This window comes from Neomesorhizobium albiziae, assembly GCF_900114255.1.
GTDB lineage: Bacteria > Pseudomonadota > Alphaproteobacteria > Rhizobiales > Rhizobiaceae > Neomesorhizobium > Neomesorhizobium albiziae.
This window is the reverse complement of the sequence record NZ_FOSL01000004.1, coordinates 74,675-97,956: the sequence shown is the minus strand read 5'-3', so window position 1 is coordinate 97,956 and position 23,282 is coordinate 74,675. Positions and strand designations below refer to the sequence as shown.

Here is a 23,282-nt window from a genome sequence, read left to right as displayed (position 1 = left end):
ATCGCAGGGGCCTTGACGGAGATAATATCGTGTGCGATTTAATCGCTAGCTATTAAATGGAGAAAACCGATGCCCGCATTGTATTCCACTCAGGCCCGCGCCACAGGCGGCCGCCTTGGCCATGCCGAAACCAGTGACGGCCTGCTCAGCGTCGATCTGGCGATGCCCAAGGAGCTTGGCGGCCAGGGCGGCGCCACCAATCCCGAGCAGCTTTTCGCAGCCGGCTACGCTGCCTGCTTCGGCAGCGCATTGGCGCTGGTGGCGCGCAAGCAGAAGGCGACGCTGACGGATTCGGCTATCAATGCCACCGTCGAATTGCATCCCGACGGCCAGGGCGGTTTCAAGCTGGGCGTGGCGCTGGCGGTCGAGACCAAGGGTGTCGACCAGGCGACCGCGGATGCGCTGGTGGCGACCGCGCACAAGGTCTGCCCCTATTCCAACGCCATCAAGGGCAATATCGACGTGGCGCTTACGGCAAAGGCGCAATGACCACGGCCGAAAAACAGAAGGTGAAGCAGGACGGCGGCGGGCTGCTACGGCTCGACCGCCAGATCTGCTTCGCGCTCTATTCGGCAAGCAGCCTGGTGACGCGGCTTTACCGGCCGCTGCTGGAACCGCTGGGGCTGACCTATCCGCAATATCTCGTCATGCTGGTCTTGTGGGAGAAGACGCCCCGCACGGTGGGTGAACTCGGTGAAGCGCTGGGCCTCGATTCCGCCACGCTGACGCCGCTGCTGAAGCGGCTGGAGGCCGGCGGTCTGGTCAGCCGCAAGCGCGACCCCGCGGACGAGCGGCGGGTGCTGGTCGAGCCGACGGCAAAAGGAGCAGCACTTCGCGAACGCGCCAAGGCCGTTCCCAGGGCCATGGCTTGCCAGCTGCCCTTGTCGCAGGACGAACTGATCAACCTGCACGGCACGTTGAGCAGGCTCAGTCGCAGCTTGCGCAAAACGGAACGGCAGCCGGGCTGACCCGCCAGAGTGTGTCGATATTCAGGTGATGCCGGACTGCAAATGGCGGCTTTCTGCGCTTCCGGTGCTCACGTACCCAAATGTACGCTGCGCTCCGGTTCTCGAAATCCACCTGTTTGGTCGCTGACGCGCCCGTCTTCGACTCCGGCTCGGGCTGACCCAGCACACCTGAATACTTCCCGGCGAAACGGATTTCCGGTTCCGCCGCCGCTTCCGGCACGGCTCCGGCTTGCAAGCGCTTTCGGGCGCGCTACAGTCGTCGGCAAATCCCGGGCGATCCGGGAGGGACCGTATCTGGGAGCGCGTCATGAACAGAATGAAACTTTTGCTTGCCGGGCTTCTGGCCCTCGTTCTTTTTCCGGCTGCCGCTCTCGCGCAGGCCTTGCCTGATCTTGGCGGCAAGACCGTCGTGGTGGTCACCGAAAACGCCTATTTCCCGCTGCAGTTCGTCGATCCGGCAAGCGGCAAGCCGGTCGGCTGGGAATATGACGCGATGGAAGAGCTTTCCAAGCGGCTGAACTTCAAGGTCGAGTACCAGAACACCTCGTGGGACGCGATGATCCAGGCGGTGTCGGACAAGCAGTACGACATGGGCATGACCGGCATCACCATCAAGGACGACCGTAAGGAGAAGGTTGATTTCTCCGATCCTTACATGCGCTCGGAAATCTTCATGCTGGTGCGTGACGACGAGAGCCGCTTTGCCGAGCCGAAAGCCTTCGCGGCGGACGAAAAGCTGCTGGTCGGCGCCCAGGCCGGCACGTCGCCCTTCTACGTTGCCGTCTACAACGTGCTCGACGGCAACGAGCAGAACCCGCGCGTCAAGCTGTTCGAGACGTTTGCCGCCTCGGTGGCGGCGCTTCAGGCGGGCGACGTCGATCTGGTGCTGACGGACAGCGCCGGCGGCAAGGCGCTTGTCGCGACCTCCGGCGGCAAGCTCAAACTGGTCGGCGACCCCCTGCAGGCCGAAGATTTCGGTTACATCTTCGCCAAAGGTTCCGACCTTGTCGCTCCGATCAATGCCGGCATCGCCGCCCTGAAAGCCGACGGCACCTTCGACAAGATCACCCAGAAGTGGTTCGTCGACTACAAGCCGGCAAAGTGAGACTGCCTGCTTGCCCTCCCTCTCGCCGGGAGGCTGGTTATCCCCGGCGCCGGCCGGCGGCGTGATGGCGTCGACGTCTCCCGCAGTCGCCAAGCGCGACTTTCCCTGGTGGCTCGTCGCGGCGATCGTCATCGCCATCGTCGCCGCCGTTCTCATAGCGGCCAGCGGTCTTTATTCGCAGGTCTTTTCGATTGTCGCCAAGGGCATCGGCATCACCATCTTCGTCACCCTGGTCGGCTATGCGCTGGCCTCGGTGCTTGGGCTCTGCGTCGCGCTAATGGTGCTGTCGGATTCGGTATGGTTGCGGCAGATCGGGCGCTTCTACGTCGAGATCATCCGTGGCGTGCCGATCCTCGTGCTGTTGTTCTGGATCGCCTTTGTCGGCGCGCCGGCGCTGGTGGTGTCGTGGAACTGGGTGTCTTACCCGCTGCAGGCGGCGGGCCTGATCGAGCCGATGCAGGTGCGCGACTTCTCGCTGATGTGGCGGGCAATCATCGCGCTCACCATCGCCTATTCGTCCTTCATCGCCGAAATCTTCCGCGCCGGCATTCAGGCGGTCGATATCGGCCAGATCGAAGCCGCCAAAGCGCTCGGCCTGTCGCGCTACCGCCGCTTTCGCCACATCATCTGGCCGCAAGCGTTTCGCACCATCCTGCCGCCTTACGGCAACGATTTCATCGCCATGGTCAAGGACTCGTCGCTGGTTTCGGTGCTCGGCGTCGCCGACATCACCCAGATGGGCAAGGTCTATGCCGCCGGCTCGTTCCGCTTCTTCGAGACCTATTCCATTGTTGCTTATGTCTACCTGATCCTCACAGTCGGCTTGTCGCTGGCGCTGCGGGCGCTGGAAAAACGCATGCGCCGCCAGACGAACGAGTGAGCGGGCGGGCGGAGGAGAAAAGATGTCGGACAAGGCCAATGCGGCGCTCGACAAGGTCTATTCGGCGAGGACGCCGGAGGAACTGTCGGCCGCCTACGCGGAATGGGCGGTAACCTATGACGGCGAAACCGCTTCATTGGGTTACCTCCTGCCATTCCTGATTGGCGCGTGGGTCGCCCGTTACGTGCCCGCAGGCGAAGGCCCCCTGCTCGACGCCGGATGCGGCACCGGCCTTTCCGGCCCGTCGCTCAAGGCGCTCGGCTATGGCGATATCGCCGGCCTCGACCTCTCGCCCGACATGCTGAAGATCGCCGGTAGCCGTGGCGCCTATGGCGATCTGAAACAGGCAATGCTCGGCGGTCCGCTGCCCTGGCCGGACGGTCATTTCCGCGCCTTCTTCTCGACAGGCGTCTTCACCATCGGCCACGCACCGGCCTCAGGCCTGCACGAGCTCGCCCGCATCACCCGCAAGGGCGGCCACGCGATCTTTACAGTGCGCGACCAGGTTTTTGCCAGCGGCGGCTTCCAGGCCGTGTTCGACGAGATGGAACGGGAAAAGACCTGGCGGGCCGTCGAGGAAAGCCCCTGGTTTCGCTGCTATGCGGTTGCCGAACCCGACGCGCTGGTCAAGGCGTTCGTGTTCGAGATTCAGTGAGCCGGCAACATGTCGCGGAACCTGGCGGCCTCCGGTGCGTTTGGTGGCGAACCAGCTTGAGGGGGATTCCATGGAACAGCTCGTCGAAGAATTCGGCCATACGACATACACCTCATTTCCGGTCGTCGTCGCGCGGCTGCTGCTGGCAACGCTTTTCGGCGCGGTCATCGGCTTCGAGCGCGAATGGCGCAACCGCCCTGCCGGTCTGCGTACCCATATCTTGGTCTGCGTTGCCGCCGCGACCTTCGGCATCCTCACCATCGAGATTGTACACGCGCCGATGTTCCTGAAGGACACAGCGCGTTTCGACCCGATCCGCGCCGTCGAAGCGGTGACAGCTGGCATCGCTTTCCTTGCAGCCGGCACCATCCTTTTCGCGCGCGGCGAGGTGCAGGGCCTGACCACCGGCGCGGGCATGTGGCTCGCCGGCGCCATAGGGCTCGCCGCCGGCCTCGGCTTCTGGCAGATCGCCGGTTTCGGCACGTTCCTGGTGCTCATCGTGCTCGGCCTTTTGCATGCAGTCGAAGTGAAATTCGACCTCAGCGAAGACAAGCGCGACGAAAAATCTGCGGCGCGGAAACCGGCGGCGAAGCAAAAGCGCGGCTAGCCCGTTTCAGACGATCAAATGGCCGGACCCTCTGGCTTCATTTCGCCGCTCCTGCCGGCGAAATGACCGGCCAATTGCCGGAAGGCCAAAAGATTGGTATTGAGCCGCTGATGGAAGAACTTTTCGGAGATCCGGCCTACAAGGGTTTCGTGCTGCAGGACCACAAGCGCCTGCCGTCGCGATTCTTTGCCCGGATTTCAGGCGCGCTGACCAGCCGACTTATCTAGTCGTTCGCCGGACCGACGGGTTTCCGGCGCAGCCTGTTCTTTCCCTGTTCATATCGACGGATTTACGCACATGAGCGCACCGCGCACCCTCTACGACAAGATATTCGATGACCATCTGGTCGATCGCCAGGACGACGGCACCTGCCTTTTGTGGATCGATCGCCACCTCGTGCACGAGGTGACCAGCCCGCAGGCTTTCGAAGGCCTGCGCATGGCCGGCCGCAAGGTTCGCCATCCCGAAAAGACGCTGGCCGTGGTCGATCACAATGTGCCGACCTCGCCCGACCGCAAGCTCGGCATCAAGAACGAGGAAAGCCGCATCCAGGTCGAGGCGCTGGCGAAGAACGCCAAGGATTTCGGCGTCGAATATTATTCCGAGAACGATATCCGTCAGGGCATCGTGCACATCATTGGCCCGGAGCAGGGGTTCACCCTGCCTGGCATGACGATCGTCTGCGGCGACAGCCACACGTCCACCCACGGCGCGTTCGGCGCGCTGGCGCATGGCATCGGCACCTCCGAGGTCGAGCATGTGCTGGCGACGCAGACGCTGATCCAGCGCAAGGCCAAGAACATGCTGGTGCGGGTCGACGGTACGCTGCCGGAAGGCGTCACCGCCAAGGACATCATCCTCGCCATCATCGGCGAAATCGGCACCGCCGGCGGCACCGGCTATGTCATCGAATATGCCGGCGAGGCCATCCGGGCGCTGTCGATGGAAGGTCGTATGACCATCTGCAACATGTCGATCGAAGGCGGGGCGCGGGCCGGCCTGATCGCTCCCGACGAGACCACCTTCGCCTACGTCAAGGACAAGCCGCGCGCGCCGAAAGGCAAGGCGTGGGACATGGCGCTCGACTACTGGAAGACGCTGAAGTCCGACGATGGCGCGCATTTCGACAAGGTCGTCGTGCTCAACGCCGCCAACCTGCCGCCGATCGTCTCCTGGGGCTCGTCTCCGGAAGACGTCGTTTCCGTTCTCGGCGTGGTGCCGGATCCCGCCGCGATCGCCGACGAGACCAAACGCGCGTCCAAGCAGCGGGCGCTCGACTATATGGGCCTCAAGGCCGGCACCAGGATCACCGACATCGAACTTGACCGGGTGTTCATCGGCTCCTGCACCAACGGCCGCATCGAGGATCTGCGCGAGGCCGCGAAAGTGGTCGAGGGCAAGTCGGTCAACCCGCGCGTCAACGCCATGATCGTGCCGGGCTCCGGCCTGGTGAAGGAACAGGCGGAAGCCGAGGGCCTGGACAAGATCTTCATCGCCGCCGGTTTCGACTGGCGCGAGCCTGGCTGCTCGATGTGCCTTGCCATGAACGACGACCGGCTGAAGCCGCATGAGCGCTGCGCCTCGACCTCGAACCGCAACTTCGAAGGCCGCCAGGGCTACAAGGGCCGCACCCATCTGGTATCGCCGGCGATGGCTGCGGCGGCCGCGATCGCAGGTCATTTCGTCGATATTCGCGAGTGGAACTGACGCGAGACTGAAATCTGCGCGGCCGGATCGTCCGGCTGCGCAGAGCCCTATCCACCTTTCCATGTGCGGCGCGCCAGGACCGTTGCGGGCGCCGGCTTAACGCGTTATTTGGGCTTGCCGTCTACGATCTTCCGTGACGGAAGGGGTGAAAAACGCAGTTTGGATACGGGCCTGTTCATAGCGCTGCTCAATCCAGCCATCGCGCTGGCTCTGGCCGCGGCGTTCCTGATGCTTTGGCTCTATCAGCGCGACCGGCCGTATCTGGCTGTATTGGCTGTTGCCTACACCTGCTCGGCCACGGGATTTCTGCTTCAGTATTTTGTACTGCCGATCGGCTTCGCGCCGACCAAATTCCTCTCCAATCTGTCGTTTGCGATCGCCGCCTGCTGTCTGGCTGGCGCCATCGTGGCGCGGTATGGCCGGCTGACCAGCCTGGTTGCCGTCATCTTGCTGGCCTTTGGCGGGCTTGCCTGCTTCAGCTGGTTCCTGTTCGTCCAGCCTGACCTGACCATGCGCATCCTCACCATGAATTTCGCATTTGGCGGCGTTACCCTCGTTGTCGCCGCCGAGTTGTGGGTGGTGCGCAAAAACGGCCCGGCAGAAACCATCCTGTTCGTGCTGTCGCTGGTGTCGGGGTTGAACTTCTTCGTCCGCACGATCGTTCTCGTCGAGATATACGGTCCCTTCGTGTCCTATGACGGCTTCTACCAGTCGGTCTACTGGACGACTGCGCAGCTGTCGCATGCACTTCTGTCGCTGCTTACGGCGCTCTGCCTGTTCACCGCCGCCGCGCTCGACGTGGTCAAGGCGCTGAAGGCCGAATCCTGCACGGACCCGCTTTCCGGACTTTTGAACCGCCGCGGGTTCGAAGAGGCGGCGGAAAGGTTGCTCGAGGTGAAGTCGGGCAAATCCATGCCGCTGGCGCTGGTGCTGGCCGATCTCGATCACTTCAAGTCGATCAACGATCGCTATGGCCACGATGCGGGCGACAAGGTGATCGCCGAATTCGCCACCCGGCTGCGGTCGGGCTGCGGCGGGTTCGCCATAGCGGGGCGTCTCGGAGGCGAGGAATTTGCGGTGTTGCTGCCGGCCTGCGACCTTGCCACCGCGCAACTCTTCGCCGAGGGCGTGCGGTCTTCCTTTAGACGCGGTCCGGTGGCCGGCCTGCCGGCCAACGCCGTGGTGACGGCGAGCTTCGGCATTGCGATGCGCACCGGGGAAGAAAGCCTCGGGCAGCTGATGCGGCGCGCCGACGAGGCGCTCTACCAGGCCAAGAAGCTTGGCCGCGACAGCGTTCGCCTTTCGTATCAACGGCCGGAAACCACCTTCACGCCGGAGGCTTTTCGCGCTACCTGACGCCGCCGATTTCGTCCGAACAAAGCCGCATGTTAACGTCTTTTTTGGCCGTCTATGGTTGAGTGGCGGCAACCTGGATTGTGGAACCGATGAACGGAGCCGGATTTATCCTGGCAATCAATCTTTTTGTCGCCGGGCTGCTGTCGGCCGCGTTCATGATGATTGCCGTCTATGACCGCAGCCGCGTGGCCGCGCGCTGGCTGGCGTTCGCCTACGCGATCGGCATGGGCTTCTTCGCCATCGAGGCCATCATCCCATCGCTCGACAATGCGCGCGTAGCGGTCGTCGCCGCGGTGGCCTGCCTGCTGGCCGGCATGGGTGCGTTCAACGCAGGCGTTGCCCGCAAATACGGTGTCGAAATTCCCTGGCGGCTGATCGGAACGGTCTTCGTGGTGTCGCTGGTGGTGAACTACGCGATTCAGGATCTTCCACGGCAGTCATTCACCCGGCTGGCGCTCTACCAGGCCCCTTTCGCAATCATGCAGGCAATCGCTGCCGGAATAGTCTGGAAGGCTGGCGCGCGCCACAAACTGGATCGCATGCTGATGACGCTGTTGTGCCTCAGTGCGCTTCAATTCATGTCGAAGCCGCTGCTTGCGCATGCTGTCGGCGGCTGGGGTGCGCGTCCGCAGGACTACATAGGCAGCAGTTACGCGCTATTCTCGCAGTCGATGGCGACAGTGTTCGCGATCGCCATCGCGCTGCTCCTCATGGTGATCCTCGTTCGCGACGTTCTGACCGACGCGACTCAGCGTTCAGAAACCGATACGCTGTCGGGGTTGCACAACCGCCGCGGCTTCGAGGACCGCGCCGACCGCGCCCTTCGCGACGCCGAACGGCAGGGTGTGCCTTTGTCGCTGGTGATCTGCGACCTCGATCACTTCAAGTCGGTCAACGACAATTTCGGCCATGCGGCCGGTGACGCGGTCATCGTGGCGTTCGCGCAGTTTATCCGCTCGGCGATGGCCCCGCATTTCGTGGCGGGGCGTATCGGGGGCGAGGAATTCGCCATAATCCTGCCTGGAACGAACATCGTCGCAGCGCGGCTGTTCGCCGAGGGCGCGCGCAGTGCATTTGCCGGGCTGCCAGTGCAGGAACTGCCCGACGACAGGCGGTTCACCGCGAGCTTCGGAGTAGCCGAGCTGGCGCCGGGCGAACGCATCGCCGATCTGATGCGACGCGCCGATGCGGCACTTTACGACGCCAAGAAAAGCGGCCGCGATTGCGTCCGCGTCTCCCTGAAGGCCGGTCAGCGGCGGCCGACGCTCAGCGTGACGGGCAACGGCCAGAAGGTTCGGGAATAACGCCGTCCGGCAGCCCGTACATGTAGCTGCGGCCTTTCAGCAGCACCGGCGGTCGGTAGCAATTGTCGATGTAATTACCTCGGTAGAGGGGCTCCGGATCGGCATAAACCACTTCCGGTTCACCGCCACCGGCGTAATTCCGCAACTCGCCGGCAAGATTTCCCCCACCGACGATGATGCGCTTATAGCCATAAGGGCTCTGGACGATCAGGTTGCCGAAGCTGTCGGCATAGACGCGGTCGTGAATACGGTTGCCGGCGATGGCCGCGCCGGCGACAGTGGCGCCGGCCAGAAGTGCAGTTGTGAACAGCGCAGTACGGAAACGCATTGGCGTCCTCCTCGAAGCGAGACATCGCCTCCTCGAGCACTAAATTAACTCTTTCTTAACCTTTGTTAAGAGCCTGCTCCGGTTTCGCCCGAACCAATTGACAGAGATGGTTAATGCCCACATGGGTAGAGCATGAGCAAGACCCAAACCCAGACCCACACCATCGACATCGCCCAACTCCGACTGAAGGATGCGCTGGAGTTCGCGCCGTTGCTGGCCGCCTATGTGCAGGCGTTGAAGCGCGGCGCGCCGCGCCAGCCCGACAGGTTCTATGCCGAGACGCTGCTGCAGGACCGCACGGCCGAGATTCTCGGCGCGCGGGTAGACGGCAGGCTGGTTGGCTTCGCCATCTTCACCGACATGCCCGAACCGGTGTCGGGCATGCGTTGCGGCGCTTGCGACCACATCTACGTGCATCACGACTTTCGCGCGCAAGGCATCGCCAAGGCGCTCGTCGACGTGCTTGCCGACCAGGCCGAAGAGCGCGGCTGGTCCAAGCTGATGCTGAACGCGCCGCGCCAGCCTGAAGATGGCCGCAAGCTTTATGAACAGATTGCGGCGCCCGCCGACTGGTCAAGCTTCGTCATCCGATTCGATTAGGCATCGTCCATTGATCTTGCAGCCGGGTTGCGGCTAGCTTGCCGTCATGATCAGGAAACCGATTGGGATGTTCCGGCTGCTGCGCGCGTCGGTACTGTGTGTGCCGGCTTTGATTGCGGCGTCATGCGTCCCCAGCGAGACGGGCAAGGCAACGGCCGCTGGAGTCACCGAAAACGCCACCACGACGCAGCCGCGACATGCCACCTACAATTGCGGCCAGAGCGGTTCGCTCATCGTCGAGAATCTTCGCACCTCCGTGCACCTGACCGAGCCCGATGGCAGCATTGTCGACCTGCCGGCTTCACCCCCTTCACAACAGTCGCGTTTCGGGGAGGCGCCCTATGCCCTGGTGCTTGAGGGCAACGAGGCGCTGCTGATGAAGAACGGCAAGGAGCCGCTGACCTGCAGCCGCTAGGTGATGCCGGCCTGCAAATGGCGGCTTTCTCCGCTTGCCGCGGCTCACGTACCCAAATGTACGTTTCGCTCCGGTTCTCGAAATCCACCATTCTCGGCTCCGCCTGACCTGAATCTCAATACGGCCCAGGCGAAGATTTCGACGCCCCGCCGCTGAAAACCTGCCTTTGTGGCCTGTCCCAATGAATTGATTTCGCACTTGCACCAAGCCCGGCCATTTAAAATCGATTGAAGCCTGCCGCCGACTCTAAATAGGTGCCCGGAAACGGTTTTCCGGCTTTGACGCAGTGCAAAAAGAGCATTAGAACCCGGTTTGTCCGAGGTCGCAATTCGGGGCGGCGATGCCGCAATCGGTGACCCAGGATATCGAACTGGGGGAGCCATGAGCAAAACCACAGCCACCCGCGCAAGACCGCTTTCGCCGCACCTGACGATCTACAAGCCGCAGATCACGATGACGATGTCGATCATCCATCGCATCACCGGCGGCGCCCTTTATTTCGGCACTTTGCTGGTCGCCTGGTGGCTGATCGCGGCGGCGACCTCACAGGAATATTTCGATTTCGTCAGCTGGATCTACGGCTCCTGGATCGGGCGACTTGTGCTGTTCGGCTACACCTGGGCGCTGATGCACCACATGATGGGCGGCATTCGCCACCTTGTCTGGGACACCGGCGCCGGACTGGAAAAGCAAACGGCCTCGAAGATCGCCTGGGCGACGCTAGTTGCGTCCGTCGTGCTCACCATACTGATCTGGGTCGCCGGCTACATGGCGCGGGGAGCATGACGATGAGCGCTGGCAACAAGGATATGCGCACCCCGCTGAACAAGGTCCGCGGCCTGGGCTCGGCCCGCGAAGGCACCGAACATTTCTGGCGACAGCGGCTGACGGCGATCGCCAACCTGCCGCTCGTTCTCTTCTTCGTCGGGCTCCTGGTTTCGCTGAACGGCGCTGGCTACGCCGAAGTGCGGGCGACGCTCGCCAACCCGCTGGTCGCGCTTCTGATGATCCTGATGCTGCTTTCAGCGCTCTATCACATGCGGCTCGGCATGCAGGTCATCATCGAGGACTATGTGCACGGCGAGGTCTCCAAACTCGTCCTGATCATGCTGAACACGTTCTTCACCATTGCAGTGGGCGTGGCGGCGGTCTTTGCCCTTCTCAAACTGGCATTCGGGGGCTGAAGCGTGGCTGAAGCAAAAAAGACGGACGGCAAGGCCTATACCTATGTCGATCACAAATTCGACGTGGTCGTCGTTGGGGCCGGCGGCGCCGGCCTGCGCGCCACGCTCGGCATGGCCGAACAGGGACTGAAGACGGCCTGCATCACAAAAGTCTTCCCGACCCGCTCGCACACGGTCGCGGCACAGGGCGGCATCGCCGCCTCGCTCTCCAACATGGGTCCCGACAGCTGGCAGTGGCATATGTACGACACCGTCAAGGGGTCGGACTGGCTGGGCGACGTCGACGCCATGGAATACCTGGCGCGTGAAGCGCCGGCGGCGGTCTACGAACTCGAACATTACGGCGTTCCCTTCTCGCGCACCGAAGAAGGCAAAATCTACCAGCGGCCGTTCGGCGGCCACATGATGAACTATGGCGACGGGCCGCCGGTGCAGCGCACCTGCGCCGCCGCCGACCGCACCGGCCATGCCATCCTGCACACGCTCTACGGCCAGTCGCTCAAGCATCACGCGCAGTTCTTCGTCGAATATTTCGCGCTCGACCTGATCATGACCGACGGCGTCTGCACCGGCGTCGTCGCCTGGAATCTCGACGACGGCACCATCCATCGCTTCGCCGCCAAGATGGTGGTGCTGGCAACGGGCGGTTATGGCCGCGCCTATTTCTCGGCCACCTCGGCGCACACCTGCACCGGCGACGGCGGCGGCATGGTGGCGCGGGCCGGGCTGCCGCTGCAGGACATGGAATTCGTGCAGTTCCATCCGACCGGCATCTACGGCGCCGGCTGCCTGATCACCGAGGGCGCACGCGGCGAGGGCGGCTATCTCGTCAATTCCGAGGGCGAGCGCTTCATGGAGCGCTACGCGCCGTCCGCCAAGGACCTTGCATCACGCGACGTCGTCTCGCGCTGCATGACTATGGAAATCCGCGAGGGCCGCGGCGTCGGCAAGAACAAGGACCATATCTTCCTGCACCTCGACCATCTCGATCCGGCGGTGCTGCATGAAAGGCTGCCGGGCATTTCCGAATCGGCGAAGATTTTCGCCGGCGTCGACGTGACCAAGGAACCGATCCCGGTTCTGCCGACCGTGCATTACAACATGGGCGGCATCCCAACGAACTATTGGGGCGAGGTGCTGAACCCGACCGCAGACAATCCGGACCGGGTGCAGCCCGGCCTGATGGCCGTCGGCGAAGCCGGCTGCGCCTCGGTGCATGGCGCCAACCGGCTTGGCTCCAATTCACTGATCGATCTCGTCGTGTTCGGGCGCGCCGCGGCCATCCGCGCCGGCGAGGTGGTCAACCGCGAGGCGCCGATCCCGGCGATCAACGAGCAGGCGGTCGACAAGATCATGGAGCGGTTCGACCGGCTGCGGTTTGCCGACGGCAACACGTCAACGGCGGTGCTTCGCGAAAAGATGCAGAAGGCGATGCAGGAAGACGCCGCCGTCTTCCGCACCCAGGAATCGCTGGCAAACGGCTGCAAGCGCATTTCCGAGATCTGGGCCGAGCTGAAGGACATCAAGGTTTATGACCGCTCGATGATCTGGAACTCCGACCTGGTCGAAACGCTGGAGCTGGAGAACCTGATGGCCAACGCCATTACCACGGTCTATGGCGCCGTGGCGCGGCAGGAGAGCCGCGGGGCGCATGCGCGCGAGGACTTTTCATCGCGCGACGACGTCAACTGGCGGGTCCACACGCTCTCGCACCTGTCGCCCGACGGCGAGGTAACACTGTCCTACCGACCGGTGCATACCGAACCGCTGGTCAAGGAACAGGACGGCGGCATCAGCCTGGCCAAGATCGCGCCCAAGGCGCGGGTGTATTGAGGTAGGGAAATATGGTCGAACTCACCCTCCCCAAGAATTCCAAGGTCCAGCAGGGCAAGACCTGGCCGAAGCCGGACGGCGCCACCAACCTGCGCGAATACAGGATCTACCGCTGGTCGCCGGACGACGACAAGAACCCGAGCGTCGACACCTACTTCGTCGACCTGGACGATTGCGGCCCGATGGTGCTCGACGCGCTTTTATGGATCAAGAACAAGGTCGACCCGACGCTGACCTTGCGCCGTTCCTGCCGAGAAGGCATCTGCGGCTCGTGCGCCATGAACATCGACGGCGCCAACACGCTTGCCTGCACCAAGGGCATGGACGACATTTCGGGCGCGGTGAAGGTCTATCCCTTGCCGCATATGCCGGTGGTAAAGGACCTGGTGCCAGACCTCACCGTGCCTTATGCGCAGCTCACCTCGATCGACCCGTACCTGAAGACCGTTTCGCCGGAGCCGGCGAAGGAATGGCTGCAGAGCCATGAGGATCGCCAGAAGCTCGACGGGCTCTACGAATGCATCCTGTGCTTCTGCTGCCAGACCTCGTGCCCGAGCTACTGGTGGAACGGCGAGCGTTATCTCGGCCCGGCCGTGTTGCTGCAGGCCTATCGCTGGCTGATCGACTCCAGAGACGAGGCGACCGGCGAGCGGCTGGACAATCTCGAAGATCCGTTCCGGCTCTACCGCTGCCACACCATCATGAACTGTGCGCAGACCTGCCCGAAGGGCCTCAACCCCGCCAAGGCGATCGCCGAGATCAAGAAGATGATGGTGGAGCGGCGGGTTTAGCAGGAGCGGTTTGAAGACACGACAAGCGGCATGACAGAAAACGCCAACGACCTTCCCCTTCTCAGCGCCGTCGAAGCCCGCGTTCTCGGCTGCCTGATCGAGAAGAAGGAGCTGACGCCGGACGTCTATCCGCTGACGCTCAATTCTGCACTTGCAGCGGCGAACCAGAAGACGGCGCGCGATCCGGTGATGGCAGTCGAGCTGGTCGAGGTGCGCCGCGCGCTCGGCCTGCTGGAGCAGAAGGGTCTGGTGCGGCAGGCATTTGCATCGCGTGTCGAACGTTACGAACATCTGATGGCGCAGCGGTTCTCGCTCACCCAGGCGCAGATCGCATTGCTGGGGCTGTTGATGCTGCGCGGCCCGCAGACCGGACATGAACTGCTCGCCCGCGCCGAGCGCATGGCGCGGTTTTCCTCGATTGAGGATGTACGCACCAATCTCGACCTGCTGATTGGCCGCCGGCCGGCGTTGGTCGTGGACCTCGGACGTGCGCCGGGTCAGCGCGAGGAACGTTTTGCGCATCTTCTGAGCGGTGACGTCCAGGCAGCGGCGCCGGCAGCCTCGGCGCCGGTGCGGGCGCCGGATTTCCTGTCGGAACTCGAAGCGCGTGTGCAGACCCTGGAAGAGCAGGTTGCGCGGCTGCAGGCGCGGCTCGGCGACTAATTCCTTCCCGTGACAATTCGGTGCTGCCTTGTCGCGGGGCCGTCAAAGCCATGCGGCCGCCGGCCGAATCCGACGGCGTCGATGCCGAAAACCGCGCTGCCCGGGCGGCCATGGTTAATGCCGCCTTAACCTTCCTGCCGATAGTCTGGACTTCGAATCTGCCGAATTGCGCTCAGGCATCAGGCAATCAAAAAGACGACGGGGTTTACGCATGCGTTCTGCGCAGTTCGCACTCGAGGGATCGGATCACGGGCTGCAGGCGTTCGCGCGGCGCCAGGTCCGCCGCGCCGTCGGTGCCGGCCTGTTCCTTATGGTCGCATTCTGCCTTGCCAGCCTCGGCACATGGAATGTCGCCGATCCGAGCTTCAGCCATGCCACCGCCAACCCAGTGACCAACGCGATGGGCTACGCCGGAGCGGTATTCTCCGATCTCGCCATGCAGTTCTTCGGCCTTTCCGCGGTCGCCGCCCTGGTTCCGGCGGTGATCTGGGGCGTCTTGTTCTTCACCGGCCGCGGCGTCGACAAGCTGCCGAAGCGATCCGGCGCCTGGTTTGGCGGCGCGCTGCTTGCCGCGGCCGCCGCCGGCTGCATTGCTCCGCCGGAGACCTGGCCCTTGCCGACCGGGCTTGGCGGCGTCTTCGGCGACATGGTGCTGAAAATACCGGCTGCGGTGACCGGGCAATATCCGACCGGCATGCTCGCCACCATCCTTTTGGCGCTGCTGGCCGTGCCGACGCTCTGGCTCTGCGCCTACGGCGCCGGCCTGCTGGCGCGGGAAAACGGCTTTGCGCCGATCGAATCGGCAGGCCGCAAGCCGAAGCCGGAAGCCGACCTCGCCGAGGATGACGACGAGGACAGCGAGGGAATTCTGGCGCTTGGCCTCGTCACTCACTGGTGGCTGTCCGCTCGCGGCTTCGTGCGTCGCAGGATGGCGGCGCGGCGCGGCGCGGATCATGACGACGACGGCGGCGACGTGGAATTCCCTGTCGCCGAACCGCGCATCAGGATGTCGGATCGTTCCAGCGATGCACGCATCGAACCGGAATTCTCGCCACGCCCGCCGGTGCGCGAGCCGGTGCTGCAAATGGACGGCGAATTCGATGACGATTTCGACGAAGACATCATGCCGGCATCCGAAATGGCGCGGCGGCTTGCGCCTGGACAGAACGCTCCCGGCCAAAACGCGGCCACCTCGGCGCGGGTTGCGGCTCCCGCGCCACGCCCGGTGCCTGGCGCCCGCGTGCAGCGCGAGGCGCAGACCTCGCTGATCGGCAGCGGCGAGTTCGAGATGCCGTCGCTGCATTTCCTGGCCGAGCCGAAAAACGTGGTGCGCGATTCCAGCCTGTCGAAGGACGCGCTGGAACAGAATGCTCGGCTGCTCGAAGGCGTGCTGGAGGATTTCGGCGTCAAGGGCGAGATCATTCATGTCCGCCCCGGTCCGGTCGTCACACTCTACGAGCTGGAGCCCGCGCCTGGCATCAAATCCTCACGCGTCATCGGCCTTGCGGACGACATCGCCCGCTCGATGAGCGCGATCGCCTGCCGCGTTGCGGTGGTGCCCGGCCGCAACGCCATCGGCATCGAACTGCCCAACGCCAAGCGCGAAACCGTCTATCTGCGGGAAATCCTCGCCAGCCGCGACTTCGAGACCACCAAGGCCAAGCTGGCGCTGGCGCTGGGCAAGACCATCAATGGCGAGGCGGTGATCGCCGACATTGCCAAGATGCCGCACGTTCTTGTCGCCGGCACCACCGGCTCCGGCAAGTCGGTCGCTATCAACACGATGATCCTGTCGCTGCTCTACCGGATGACGCCGCAGCAGTGCCGGCTGATCATGATCGACCCGAAGATGCTCGAACTGTCGGTCTATGACGGCATCCCGCATCTGCTCACCCCGGTCGTCACCGACCCGAAGAAAGCCGTCGTCGCGCTCAAATGGACCGTGCGCGAAATGGAAGACCGATACCGCAAGATGTCCAAGGTCGGCGTCCGCAACATAGAGGGCTTCAACCAGCGCGTCGCACAGGCCGAGGCCAAGGGTGAGCAGATTTCGCGCACCGTGCAGACCGGCTTCGACCGGCAGACCGGCGAGGCGATCTACGAGACTGAAAATCTTGATCTCGAGCCGATGCCGTTCATCGTCGTCATCATCGACGAAATGGCCGACCTGATGATGGTCGCGGGCAAGGATATCGAGGGCGCCGTGCAGCGGCTGGCGCAGATGGCTCGCGCCGCCGGCATCCACGTCATCATGGCGACGCAGCGTCCTTCGGTCGACGTCATCACCGGCACCATCAAGGCCAACTTCCCGACCCGCATATCCTTCCAGGTGACGTCGAAGATCGACAGCCGCACTATCCTCGGCGAGCAAGGCGCCGAACAGCTGCTCGGCATGGGCGACATGCTCTACATGGCCGGCGGCGGCCGCATCCAGCGCGTGCACGGGCCGTTCGTCTCCGACGACGAGGTCGAGAAGATCGTCGCGCACCTCAAGCTGCAGGGCGTGCCGGAATATCTCGACGCCATCACCGAGGACGATGGCGAGGATGACGATTCCGGCGATTCGGGCAGCACCCGCGGTTCCGGTGGTGGTGGCAATTTCGAGGATAGCGACGATCCGTACGACCAGGCGGTGGCGGTGGTCCTGCGCGATGGCAAGGCTTCGACCAGCTACATCCAGAGGCGTCTGGGCATCGGTTACAACCGTGCCGCCTCGATCATTGAGAAGATGGAACAGGAAGGCATCGTCGGCCCGGCCAACCATGCCGGCAAACGCGAGATCCTGGTGCCGACCGAAGAGGACAAGTTTTAGAGCATGATCCCGAAAAGTTGCAGAGTTTCCGGACGAAGATCATGCGGCAGAAGCGCCGCGCCACGGTAACCCCTTGCCGGCGCCAAACTAAAGCCCAACTAAATAGCCATATTGAACAGTGAACGAGAACGAACCGGAGAAACCGGAATGGACGACCTAAACTCAGGCAAAACGGCGCTTTTCGGCGTCACGCGGCGCAAGATGCTTGGGCTTGGCCTCGCCGCTTTCGGCGTTTTGGCGCTGGGCCAGGCGCTTCCCGTCTTCCAGTCGGTCGCGAAGGCGCAGGCAGCGTCGGGCGCCGCGCAGAAGATTGCCGATCACTTTTCCTCGATCCGCACCATGTCGGGCGATTTCATCCAGTTCGGCCCGCGCGGCGAGCAGACAGGCGGCAAATTCTACATAGAGCGCCCGGGCAAGATCCGCTTCAACTACGAGGCGCCGTCGGCCTACCGGGTAATCTCCGACGGCAAGTCGGTGGCGATCGACAACCGCAAGCTCAACACGATGGATCTCTACCCGCTGTCGAAGACGCCGCTGAAGCTGCTGCTCGACGAGCGTATCGACCTGACCGGCAACCGGGTGAAGAGCGTCAAGGAAGAACCCGACCTCATCACGATCCAGCTCGCCGACAAATCGGTGTTCGGCAATTCGCGCATCACCATGATGTTTGACACCAAGAGCTACGAACTGCGCCAGTGGACGATCACCGACGCGCAGGGCAAGGACACAACGGTTCTCATCGACAACGTCAAGCAGGGCGTCCAGCTCGATGCCAGCCTGTTCAAGATCGACTACAGGCGCAATTTCGACGTCAACCAGAAGAACAAGAATCGCTGATCGCGCACCCCGCCGAAAACCGCGAAAGCCGGGCTCCGTGCCCGGCTTTTTTTTGGTTCGGCGGCTACCGAATCGCGCTGACAAACGCAGTATTCTCAATACAGTTGTTATAGAAGTTTGGAATCCAACAGTTAAAGTAGTGTCATTTTCACCACATTTGTGCCGAATTTGCTTCCTGGTGAAGCAAATCGCTATTTGCGCGAAGCGCTGGCGATTGCCAGTAAAGCTGCAATTGGCCAAGTTCGATATCAGGAGCGGGGGGCGCTCCCAAATCCGAGTTACAGCCAAACCGACTGGAGACGGCGCATGCGCTTCAAAGGCCTTTTCCTCGCATCCGCTGCCGCTGTCGTGGCGGCTTCAGGCGCCCGCGCAGCCGATGCCGTGGTCGTGGCGGAGCCCGAGCCGGTCGAATATGTGCGTGTCTGCGATGTCTACGGGACCGGCTTCTACTACATGCCCGGCACCGAAACCTGCCTGAGTGTCGGCGGTTACGTCCGCTATGACATCGGCGTCGGCTATCTTGGTTTCGAAGACGTAATCGACAAGAAGGATCTGGCTGAAGACGGCACCATCAATCTCAACGATACCTATTACAAGCGTGCCCGCGCCGCCTTGCAAATCGATGCCCGCACGGAAACCGAACTCGGTACGTTGCGCGCCTATTCGCAGATTAATTTCCAGTTCGACAGCACCGTGGTGGAGGAGATCGACGGTTCGATCACGGCCACCGAAGAAGGAATCGAGATCGAGCATGCTTACATCGAACTCGGCGGCTTTCTGATCGGCGAGACGGATTCGTTCTTCTCCACCTTCGGTGATTACGCGGGCGCGGTGATCCAGGACGACCTCGTCCCTTATGGCCCTTTCGCTACCCATACGATCCAGTACAAGTTCGATGCCGGTAACGGGTTGACCTTTGGCGCGGCGCTCGAAGAGGGCGCGGACGAATTCACGATCGACAGCTACGTGCCCCATGTCGCGGCCGGCGCGAAATACGCGCAGGACTGGGGTGGCATTTCGGTGGTTGCCGGTTACGATTCGGTTTGGGAAGAGTGGGCCGGCAAGGTGCGCCTCGATGTGAAGGCGTCGGAGGCCATCTCCGTTTTCGTCATAGGTGGCGTAAAATCCGATGATGCGACATCGTTCTACGGTAGCTGGGGCGGCGACTGGGGCGTATGGGGCGGGTTTACGGCGCAGGTCAGCCCCAAGGCCTCTATCAACACCCAGTTCTCCTACGATGGCGCGGATAATTTCGCCGCCGTGGCGAATGTCGAATACGAACTGGTGAGCGGCTTCAGGATCACGCCCGAGGTCGTCTATGTCGACAATTTCGACGACGATACCGTCAACGACTACGACGGCGGTAATTTCGGCGGCTTCCTGCGCTTCCAGCGAAACTTCTGATCCTTCGCGGCGGAGATGCTGGCAAACCCGGTCGGACTGGCCGGGTTTCTCATGTGGCGCCTCTTCCACGATTTGGTCCACGCCTGGCCAAATGCCTCTCCAGATCGTATCCTTTCTGCCACACCTGGTCTGTCATAATCATCATAGGCATTGTTTGTGCGTGCACCGTGAGAACTGATGCTTAAATCAGGCAGGCGGACGGTGCGGGTCGCGCCATGATCTGCAGACGGCAAGGAGCACGTCCATGGATCGCTCCTCCTACCGGTTTACTTCTCTTGGAGTGCTACAATGAACATCAGAAGCTTCTTTCTCGGGTCCACCGCTGCGTTGCTGGCGGTTTCCGGCGCCCGCGCCGCCGATGCGGTGGTCGTCGCTGAGCCGGAGCCCGTTGAATATGTGCGCGTCTGTGACGTCTATGGCACGGGTTTCTACTATATGCCCGGCACCGAGACCTGCCTGAGGGTCGGTGGCTATATTCGTTACGACATCGGCGTAGGCTTCCTCGGTGAGGAGGATGTGCTCGACAAGAAGGATTTCGTCGAGAGCGGCGGGGTCACGCGCAATCTGAACGACACCTATTACAAGCGGGCCCGCGCGGCTCTCCAGCTCGACGCACGCACGGAAACCGAACTGGGTACGCTGCGCGCCTACACGCAGGTGAACTTTCAGTATACAACCGACGTTGAGGACGACTTCACCACGGCCAGCGACGCCGTCGACCTTGAGCACGCCTATATCGAGCTTGGCGGTTTCCTCATCGGCAAGACGGATTCGTTCTTCCTGACCTTCTCGGACTTCGCCGGCAATGTCATCCAGGACGATCTGATCGGCTACGGTCCGATCGATAACACCCACACGATCTCCTACACTTTCCATGGCAGCAACGGGTTTTCGGCTGGTGTCGCCGTCGAAGAAGGCTACGAAGAGTTCACGCTCGACAGTTACGTGCCGCACGTGACGGGCGGCGTGAAATACACGCAAGGCTGGGGGGGCGTCAGCGTCATGGGCGGCTACGATTCCGTCTGGGAAGAATGGGCCGCCAAAGCCCGCCTCGACGTGAAGTTCAACGAAACTTTCTCGGCCTTCGTCATGGCGGGGCTCAAGGATGACGACGACGGCGAGTCGAACTTCTACGGGCCGTGGGACGGTGACTGGGCGATCTGGACGGGCTTCACCGCGAAAGTGTCGCAGAAAGCCATGATCAACACACAGATCACCTACACCGACTCTGAGGACTTCATCGCGGTGGCCAACGTCATGTACGAGTTGGTTCCTGGCCTGAGAGTCACGCCGGAACTCGTCTATGCCGACAATTTCGACGACGATGTCGACAGCGACTTCGACGGTAGCAATTTCGGCGGCTTCCTGCGCATTCAGCGCAACTTCTAACGCCTGATGCTGTTGGCTTGACTTCGAAAACCGGCGGGCGACCGCCGGTTTTTTGTTTCCCGGTACCGCCTGGAATTGCCACAAGACCCGTTTTCTTGAAGAAACGCACACCCGTCACTTCACTGGCCGCGAATATTTCCGCGCGGTTTTCCGGCCCTCTATTCGTCGTTGGCGTCGCCCTGCGCGTCCGGCGTGTTGCGTGCGGCCCGCTGCCTGGCCTCTATCCTGTCGCGCCGGTCGACGCCGATCAGCTCGGCGACCCGCCAGACGGTGTTGTCTTCCAGTTCGTGCCGTTCCCCGTCGGCATAGACCACGTCCCACATGATGCCGATGAATTCCACCCGCGCCTTTTCGTCGAGGTGCCGCTTCAGCACGCTGGTAAAAGCATAGAGGTCGACGGCTTCCCGGTCGGCCCGTTCGCCCGCCGCCAGCAGCGCGTCCAGGCCGTCGCCCGAAATGTTATAGGTCTCGCCGAGCGCGTGGCGGAGCGCGGTGCTTTCGCCGGTGCGGCGGACGCCGTCGGCGTCCATCACATGGATCATCAGTGCGGCCGCGGCTACGCGCGGATCGTTCAATGGGTTCGTGTCGGAAGCGGAAGGGCTGCCGGGCAGGTCTTTCAGGAACGAGAGCAGGCGGTCGAGCATAGGATATCCAGACGATGTCATTGGGGCAGCCCTAACAGGATTGCCGTCTACAGCGCGTCGCGCCGAACGGAATCCGGCGGCCACGCTGCAGGTGTTGTTGTTTGTGCATGTCGTTTCTCCCGAAACCGAGGACACTTTCGGGCGACATGCATTAGAACAAACGGAAACGGCGTGGCGTCGGTTCCACCTCGTCCTCGGGCGTGACGCCCGGGTCGTCGGGCGGGTTGGTGGGCATGAAGGCGTCAGGCTCCGACGCCTTGGCGGCCCGCTGGCGCGGTTCGCGCAGTGGCCGCGGCGCAGTCGGCGTTTCCATCCGGCCGGGTTCGACCTTCGCCGCATCGGTAGGCCCGGCAGTCGGCTGCACAGCCGCCTCGACCGGCGTGGCGGCGGTCTCGGCAGGCTCAACGATGGTGTCCTCGACATCGGCTTCGGCCGGCGCGGCCAGCGCCGGCTGGTTGTCTTCCTCGAGGTCGACATAAGGCTCGATCAGCGGCGTCAGTCGCTCGACCGGCGCCCGCCACTCGAATGCGTCGAGCTTGCCGGTTATCGGCGACACCGGCGCCCAGCGGTCGGAAACGAAGCCGTCCGCCACCCATGCCGGGTCGCGCGGCGCCCGCACCGCCTTCGACAGGAACTGCCGCACGCGGCCCTGGTCGCCGCTTTCGGCTTCCTCGATGTCTGCGAGCAGCAGGTAGGCGCCTTCGCGCGGCTGCATGCGGATCGCCGATTCCGCGGCTTCCCGCGCTTCGCGGTATTCGCGGGCGTCGAGTGCGGCGCGTGCCACGATCATCGACGAATCCGGATTGTTCTGCTTCAGCGCCTCGAGCTTCCTGGCGCGGGTCAGCCGGTCATGCGCCGCGTCGCCTGGCCGCGCATGCAGGTAAAGCTCGCCGACTTCCGGGTGCGGTTCGATCTTCCAGCTGGCTTCGAGGATTTTTGCGCCCTTGCGAATATCGTTCTGGCGAAACAATGCCTTTGCGGCGGTAGCCGCGGCAGGCACGAGGTCGGGCTGCAGCCGGTTTGCCTCGAGCGCGGCGTTCTTCGCGGCGACCGGGTCGGTGTCCATCAGCGACATCGCCTTGGCGGTAAGCAGCACCGCGCGCCGGCGGTTGGCCACGTCGCGGTCGATCTGCCGGCCGGATTTCTGTCCATCGAGCAGTTTCAGCGCGCCATCCCAGTCTCCGCGTTCGGTCTTTTCCTCCAGCGTCGCGGTGCTGGCCCAGACAAGTTGCGGCGCCACCTCGGCGGCGCGGCCGGCGTAGTGGCGCGCCGCTGCGCGATCGCCGAGCCGCTCGGCTTCCATGTAGAGCCCGCGCAGGCCGAGCATCCGCATCTCCGGATCGTCGAGCATCGCTTCGAATTTTTGGCGCGCCGCATCGTGGTCGCCTTCCAGCAGCGAGGTCTGCGCGTCGAGCAGGTTGATCAGCGGTTCCTGGTCGGAACGGATCAGCTTGGCGGCCTGCTTGTTCATGAGCCGAGCCTTGGCGGCATCGCCCGCACCCGCCGCGATCATCCCGGTCGACAGCGCCTGGTAGCCGCGGTCGCGCCGCCTTACCCGGAAATAGCGCGCGATCGTGTAGGGGCTGTTCCAGATCGCCTTGGTCAGCCACCAGGCGATCATCACCGCGGCAACGACCGCCGTCACCGCGACAGCTGCGACCATCAGGGTGATCTCGTAGCGGTAGCCGTTGAAGGTCAGTTCGAGGTCACCCGGCCGGTCGGCCAGCCAGGCAAAGCCGAGGCCGAGCGCGAACACGACGATGAGGAAGAACAGGATACGGATCATCGCTCAATCCTCGC

At 63.1% G+C, this 23,282-nt stretch carries 24 protein-coding genes; 21 read left to right on the top strand and 3 right to left on the bottom strand.

What is annotated here, in order from left to right; genetic code table 11:
• Positions 1-69: 69 nt before the first annotated feature.
• From F3H98_RS08890 to F3H98_RS08845, 10 genes are all read left to right on the top strand, one after another.
• Entirely contained in the window at positions 70-489 is a 420-nt protein-coding gene (locus tag F3H98_RS08890; protein WP_149759784.1) for an organic hydroperoxide resistance protein, read from the top strand.
• Complete coding sequence (locus tag F3H98_RS08885; protein ID WP_149759783.1) at positions 486-968, top strand: MarR family winged helix-turn-helix transcriptional regulator; 483 nt, start codon at positions 486-488, stop codon at positions 966-968. Before F3H98_RS08890 ends, F3H98_RS08885 begins: the two co-directional genes overlap by 4 nt.
• A 307-nt stretch (positions 969-1,275) precedes the next feature.
• Positions 1,276-2,073 (top strand): transporter substrate-binding domain-containing protein, encoded by a 798-nt coding sequence (locus tag F3H98_RS08880; RefSeq protein ID WP_149759782.1) that lies wholly within the window; start codon positions 1,276-1,278, stop codon positions 2,071-2,073.
• A gap of 64 nt (positions 2,074-2,137) precedes the next feature.
• Positions 2,138-2,953 (top strand): amino acid ABC transporter permease, encoded by an 816-nt coding sequence (locus F3H98_RS08875; RefSeq protein ID WP_149759781.1) that lies wholly within the window; start codon positions 2,138-2,140, stop codon positions 2,951-2,953.
• Positions 2,954-2,975: 22 nt separating this feature from the next.
• Complete coding sequence (locus F3H98_RS08870) at positions 2,976-3,608, top strand: class I SAM-dependent DNA methyltransferase (RefSeq protein WP_149759780.1); 633 nt, start codon at positions 2,976-2,978, stop codon at positions 3,606-3,608.
• Between the two features lie 70 nt (positions 3,609-3,678).
• Positions 3,679-4,215, top strand: coding sequence for an MgtC/SapB family protein (locus F3H98_RS08865; protein WP_149759779.1), 537 nt, complete (start codon positions 3,679-3,681; stop codon positions 4,213-4,215).
• 62 nt (positions 4,216-4,277) lie between these two features.
• Positions 4,278-4,442, top strand: coding sequence for a hypothetical protein (locus F3H98_RS08860; protein WP_188130386.1), 165 nt, complete (start codon positions 4,278-4,280; stop codon positions 4,440-4,442).
• Between the two features lie 70 nt (positions 4,443-4,512).
• Positions 4,513-5,922, top strand: coding sequence for a 3-isopropylmalate dehydratase large subunit (gene leuC / locus F3H98_RS08855; protein ID WP_149759778.1), 1,410 nt, complete (start codon positions 4,513-4,515; stop codon positions 5,920-5,922).
• Positions 5,923-6,081: 159 nt separating this feature from the next.
• Positions 6,082-7,278, top strand: a complete 1,197-nt coding sequence (locus F3H98_RS08850) for a GGDEF domain-containing protein (protein WP_149759777.1) — start codon at positions 6,082-6,084, stop codon at positions 7,276-7,278.
• Between the two features lie 89 nt (positions 7,279-7,367).
• Positions 7,368-8,582, top strand: coding sequence for a GGDEF domain-containing protein (locus F3H98_RS08845; protein WP_149759776.1), 1,215 nt, complete (start codon positions 7,368-7,370; stop codon positions 8,580-8,582).
• Here the strand turns inward: F3H98_RS08845 and F3H98_RS08840 are convergent.
• The gene (locus F3H98_RS08840; protein ID WP_149759775.1) at positions 8,545-8,910 is read right to left on the bottom strand and encodes a hypothetical protein; all 366 of its coding nucleotides are present in this window, start codon (positions 8,908-8,910) and stop codon (positions 8,545-8,547) included. The two genes, F3H98_RS08845 and F3H98_RS08840, sit on opposite strands and share 38 nt — an antisense overlap.
• Positions 8,911-9,042: 132 nt before the next feature.
• Here F3H98_RS08840 and F3H98_RS08835 point away from each other — a divergent pair, with 132 nt between their 5' ends.
• The 11 genes from F3H98_RS08835 to F3H98_RS08785 all read left to right on the top strand — a co-directional run bounded on the left by F3H98_RS08835 (position 9,043) and on the right by F3H98_RS08785 (position 20,838).
• Positions 9,043-9,510: a GNAT family N-acetyltransferase gene (locus F3H98_RS08835; protein WP_149759774.1), complete on the top strand. Its 468-nt coding sequence runs from the start codon at positions 9,043-9,045 to the stop codon at positions 9,508-9,510.
• A 67-nt stretch (positions 9,511-9,577) separates the two neighbouring features.
• Positions 9,578-9,925 carry a hypothetical protein gene (locus tag F3H98_RS08830; protein ID WP_149759773.1) on the top strand — a complete coding sequence of 116 codons (348 nt, stop codon included), beginning with the start codon at positions 9,578-9,580 and terminating at the stop codon, positions 9,923-9,925.
• 381 nt (positions 9,926-10,306) lie between these two features.
• Entirely contained in the window at positions 10,307-10,711 is a 405-nt protein-coding gene (gene sdhC / locus F3H98_RS08825; protein WP_149759772.1) for a succinate dehydrogenase, cytochrome b556 subunit, read from the top strand.
• 2 nt (positions 10,712-10,713) lie between these two features.
• Positions 10,714-11,109 carry a succinate dehydrogenase, hydrophobic membrane anchor protein gene (gene sdhD, locus F3H98_RS08820; RefSeq protein ID WP_149759771.1) on the top strand — a complete coding sequence of 132 codons (396 nt, stop codon included), beginning with the start codon at positions 10,714-10,716 and terminating at the stop codon, positions 11,107-11,109.
• Positions 11,110-11,112: 3 nt separating this feature from the next.
• On the top strand, positions 11,113-12,942 hold the full coding sequence (sdhA, locus tag F3H98_RS08815) for a succinate dehydrogenase flavoprotein subunit (RefSeq protein ID WP_149759770.1): 1,830 nt from the start codon (positions 11,113-11,115) through the stop codon (positions 12,940-12,942).
• Between the two features lie 11 nt (positions 12,943-12,953).
• A complete protein-coding gene (locus F3H98_RS08810) occupies positions 12,954-13,733 on the top strand; it encodes a succinate dehydrogenase iron-sulfur subunit (RefSeq protein WP_149759769.1) in 780 nt (259 codons plus the stop codon).
• Between the two features lie 30 nt (positions 13,734-13,763).
• Positions 13,764-14,396, top strand: a complete 633-nt coding sequence (locus F3H98_RS08805; protein WP_149759768.1) for a YceH family protein — start codon at positions 13,764-13,766, stop codon at positions 14,394-14,396.
• A gap of 211 nt (positions 14,397-14,607) precedes the next feature.
• Positions 14,608-17,208, top strand: a complete 2,601-nt coding sequence (locus tag F3H98_RS08800; protein WP_149759767.1) for an FtsK/SpoIIIE family DNA translocase — start codon at positions 14,608-14,610, stop codon at positions 17,206-17,208.
• A gap of 147 nt (positions 17,209-17,355) precedes the next feature.
• Entirely contained in the window at positions 17,356-18,045 is a 690-nt protein-coding gene (locus F3H98_RS08795) for an outer membrane lipoprotein carrier protein LolA (RefSeq protein WP_149759766.1), read from the top strand.
• A gap of 306 nt (positions 18,046-18,351) precedes the next feature.
• Entirely contained in the window at positions 18,352-19,449 is a 1,098-nt protein-coding gene (locus F3H98_RS08790) for a porin (RefSeq protein ID WP_149759765.1), read from the top strand.
• A 288-nt stretch (positions 19,450-19,737) separates the two neighbouring features.
• The gene (locus F3H98_RS08785) at positions 19,738-20,838 is read left to right on the top strand and encodes a porin (protein ID WP_149759764.1); all 1,101 of its coding nucleotides are present in this window, start codon (positions 19,738-19,740) and stop codon (positions 20,836-20,838) included.
• 158 nt (positions 20,839-20,996) lie between these two features.
• Here F3H98_RS08785 and F3H98_RS08780 read toward each other — a convergent pair whose 3' ends face one another.
• Complete coding sequence (locus F3H98_RS08780) at positions 20,997-21,482, bottom strand: tellurite resistance TerB family protein (RefSeq protein ID WP_149759763.1); 486 nt, start codon at positions 21,480-21,482, stop codon at positions 20,997-20,999.
• Positions 21,483-21,633: 151 nt separating this feature from the next.
• The gene (locus F3H98_RS08775; RefSeq protein WP_149759762.1) at positions 21,634-23,268 is read right to left on the bottom strand and encodes a heme biosynthesis protein HemY; all 1,635 of its coding nucleotides are present in this window, start codon (positions 23,266-23,268) and stop codon (positions 21,634-21,636) included.
• Positions 23,269-23,282: the final 14 nt, after the last annotated feature.

Excerpts from the sequence above, each read along its gene's own strand:
- F3H98_RS08870 (WP_149759780.1), top strand. The coding sequence starts at position 2,976 with ATGTCGGACAAGGCCAATGCGGCGCTCGACAAGGTCTATTCGGCGAGG.
- F3H98_RS08785 (WP_149759764.1), top strand. The coding sequence starts at position 19,738 with ATGAACATCAGAAGCTTCTTTCTCGGGTCCACCGCTGCGTTGCTGGCG.
- sdhC (WP_149759772.1), top strand. The coding sequence starts at position 10,307 with ATGAGCAAAACCACAGCCACCCGCGCAAGACCGCTTTCGCCGCACCTG.
- F3H98_RS08835 (WP_149759774.1), top strand. The coding sequence starts at position 9,043 with ATGAGCAAGACCCAAACCCAGACCCACACCATCGACATCGCCCAACTC.
- sdhD (WP_149759771.1), top strand. The coding sequence starts at position 10,714 with ATGAGCGCTGGCAACAAGGATATGCGCACCCCGCTGAACAAGGTCCGC.
- F3H98_RS08780 (WP_149759763.1), bottom strand. The coding sequence starts at position 21,482 with ATGCTCGACCGCCTGCTCTCGTTCCTGAAAGACCTGCCCGGCAGCCCT.
- F3H98_RS08790 (WP_149759765.1), top strand. The coding sequence starts at position 18,352 with ATGCGCTTCAAAGGCCTTTTCCTCGCATCCGCTGCCGCTGTCGTGGCG.
- F3H98_RS08830 (WP_149759773.1), top strand. The coding sequence starts at position 9,578 with ATGTTCCGGCTGCTGCGCGCGTCGGTACTGTGTGTGCCGGCTTTGATT.
- F3H98_RS08810 (WP_149759769.1), top strand. The coding sequence starts at position 12,954 with ATGGTCGAACTCACCCTCCCCAAGAATTCCAAGGTCCAGCAGGGCAAG.
- F3H98_RS08775 (WP_149759762.1), bottom strand. The coding sequence starts at position 23,268 with ATGATCCGTATCCTGTTCTTCCTCATCGTCGTGTTCGCGCTCGGCCTC.
- F3H98_RS08845 (WP_149759776.1), top strand. The coding sequence starts at position 7,368 with ATGAACGGAGCCGGATTTATCCTGGCAATCAATCTTTTTGTCGCCGGG.
- F3H98_RS08890 (WP_149759784.1), top strand. The coding sequence starts at position 70 with ATGCCCGCATTGTATTCCACTCAGGCCCGCGCCACAGGCGGCCGCCTT.
- leuC (WP_149759778.1), top strand. The coding sequence starts at position 4,513 with ATGAGCGCACCGCGCACCCTCTACGACAAGATATTCGATGACCATCTG.
- F3H98_RS08840 (WP_149759775.1), bottom strand. The coding sequence starts at position 8,910 with ATGCGTTTCCGTACTGCGCTGTTCACAACTGCACTTCTGGCCGGCGCC.
- F3H98_RS08860 (WP_188130386.1), top strand. The coding sequence starts at position 4,278 with ATGACCGGCCAATTGCCGGAAGGCCAAAAGATTGGTATTGAGCCGCTG.
- F3H98_RS08795 (WP_149759766.1), top strand. The coding sequence starts at position 17,356 with ATGGACGACCTAAACTCAGGCAAAACGGCGCTTTTCGGCGTCACGCGG.
- F3H98_RS08805 (WP_149759768.1), top strand. The coding sequence starts at position 13,764 with ATGACAGAAAACGCCAACGACCTTCCCCTTCTCAGCGCCGTCGAAGCC.
- F3H98_RS08885 (WP_149759783.1), top strand. The coding sequence starts at position 486 with ATGACCACGGCCGAAAAACAGAAGGTGAAGCAGGACGGCGGCGGGCTG.
- F3H98_RS08800 (WP_149759767.1), top strand. The coding sequence starts at position 14,608 with ATGCGTTCTGCGCAGTTCGCACTCGAGGGATCGGATCACGGGCTGCAG.
- F3H98_RS08880 (WP_149759782.1), top strand. The coding sequence starts at position 1,276 with ATGAACAGAATGAAACTTTTGCTTGCCGGGCTTCTGGCCCTCGTTCTT.
- F3H98_RS08875 (WP_149759781.1), top strand. The coding sequence starts at position 2,138 with ATGGCGTCGACGTCTCCCGCAGTCGCCAAGCGCGACTTTCCCTGGTGG.
- F3H98_RS08865 (WP_149759779.1), top strand. The coding sequence starts at position 3,679 with ATGGAACAGCTCGTCGAAGAATTCGGCCATACGACATACACCTCATTT.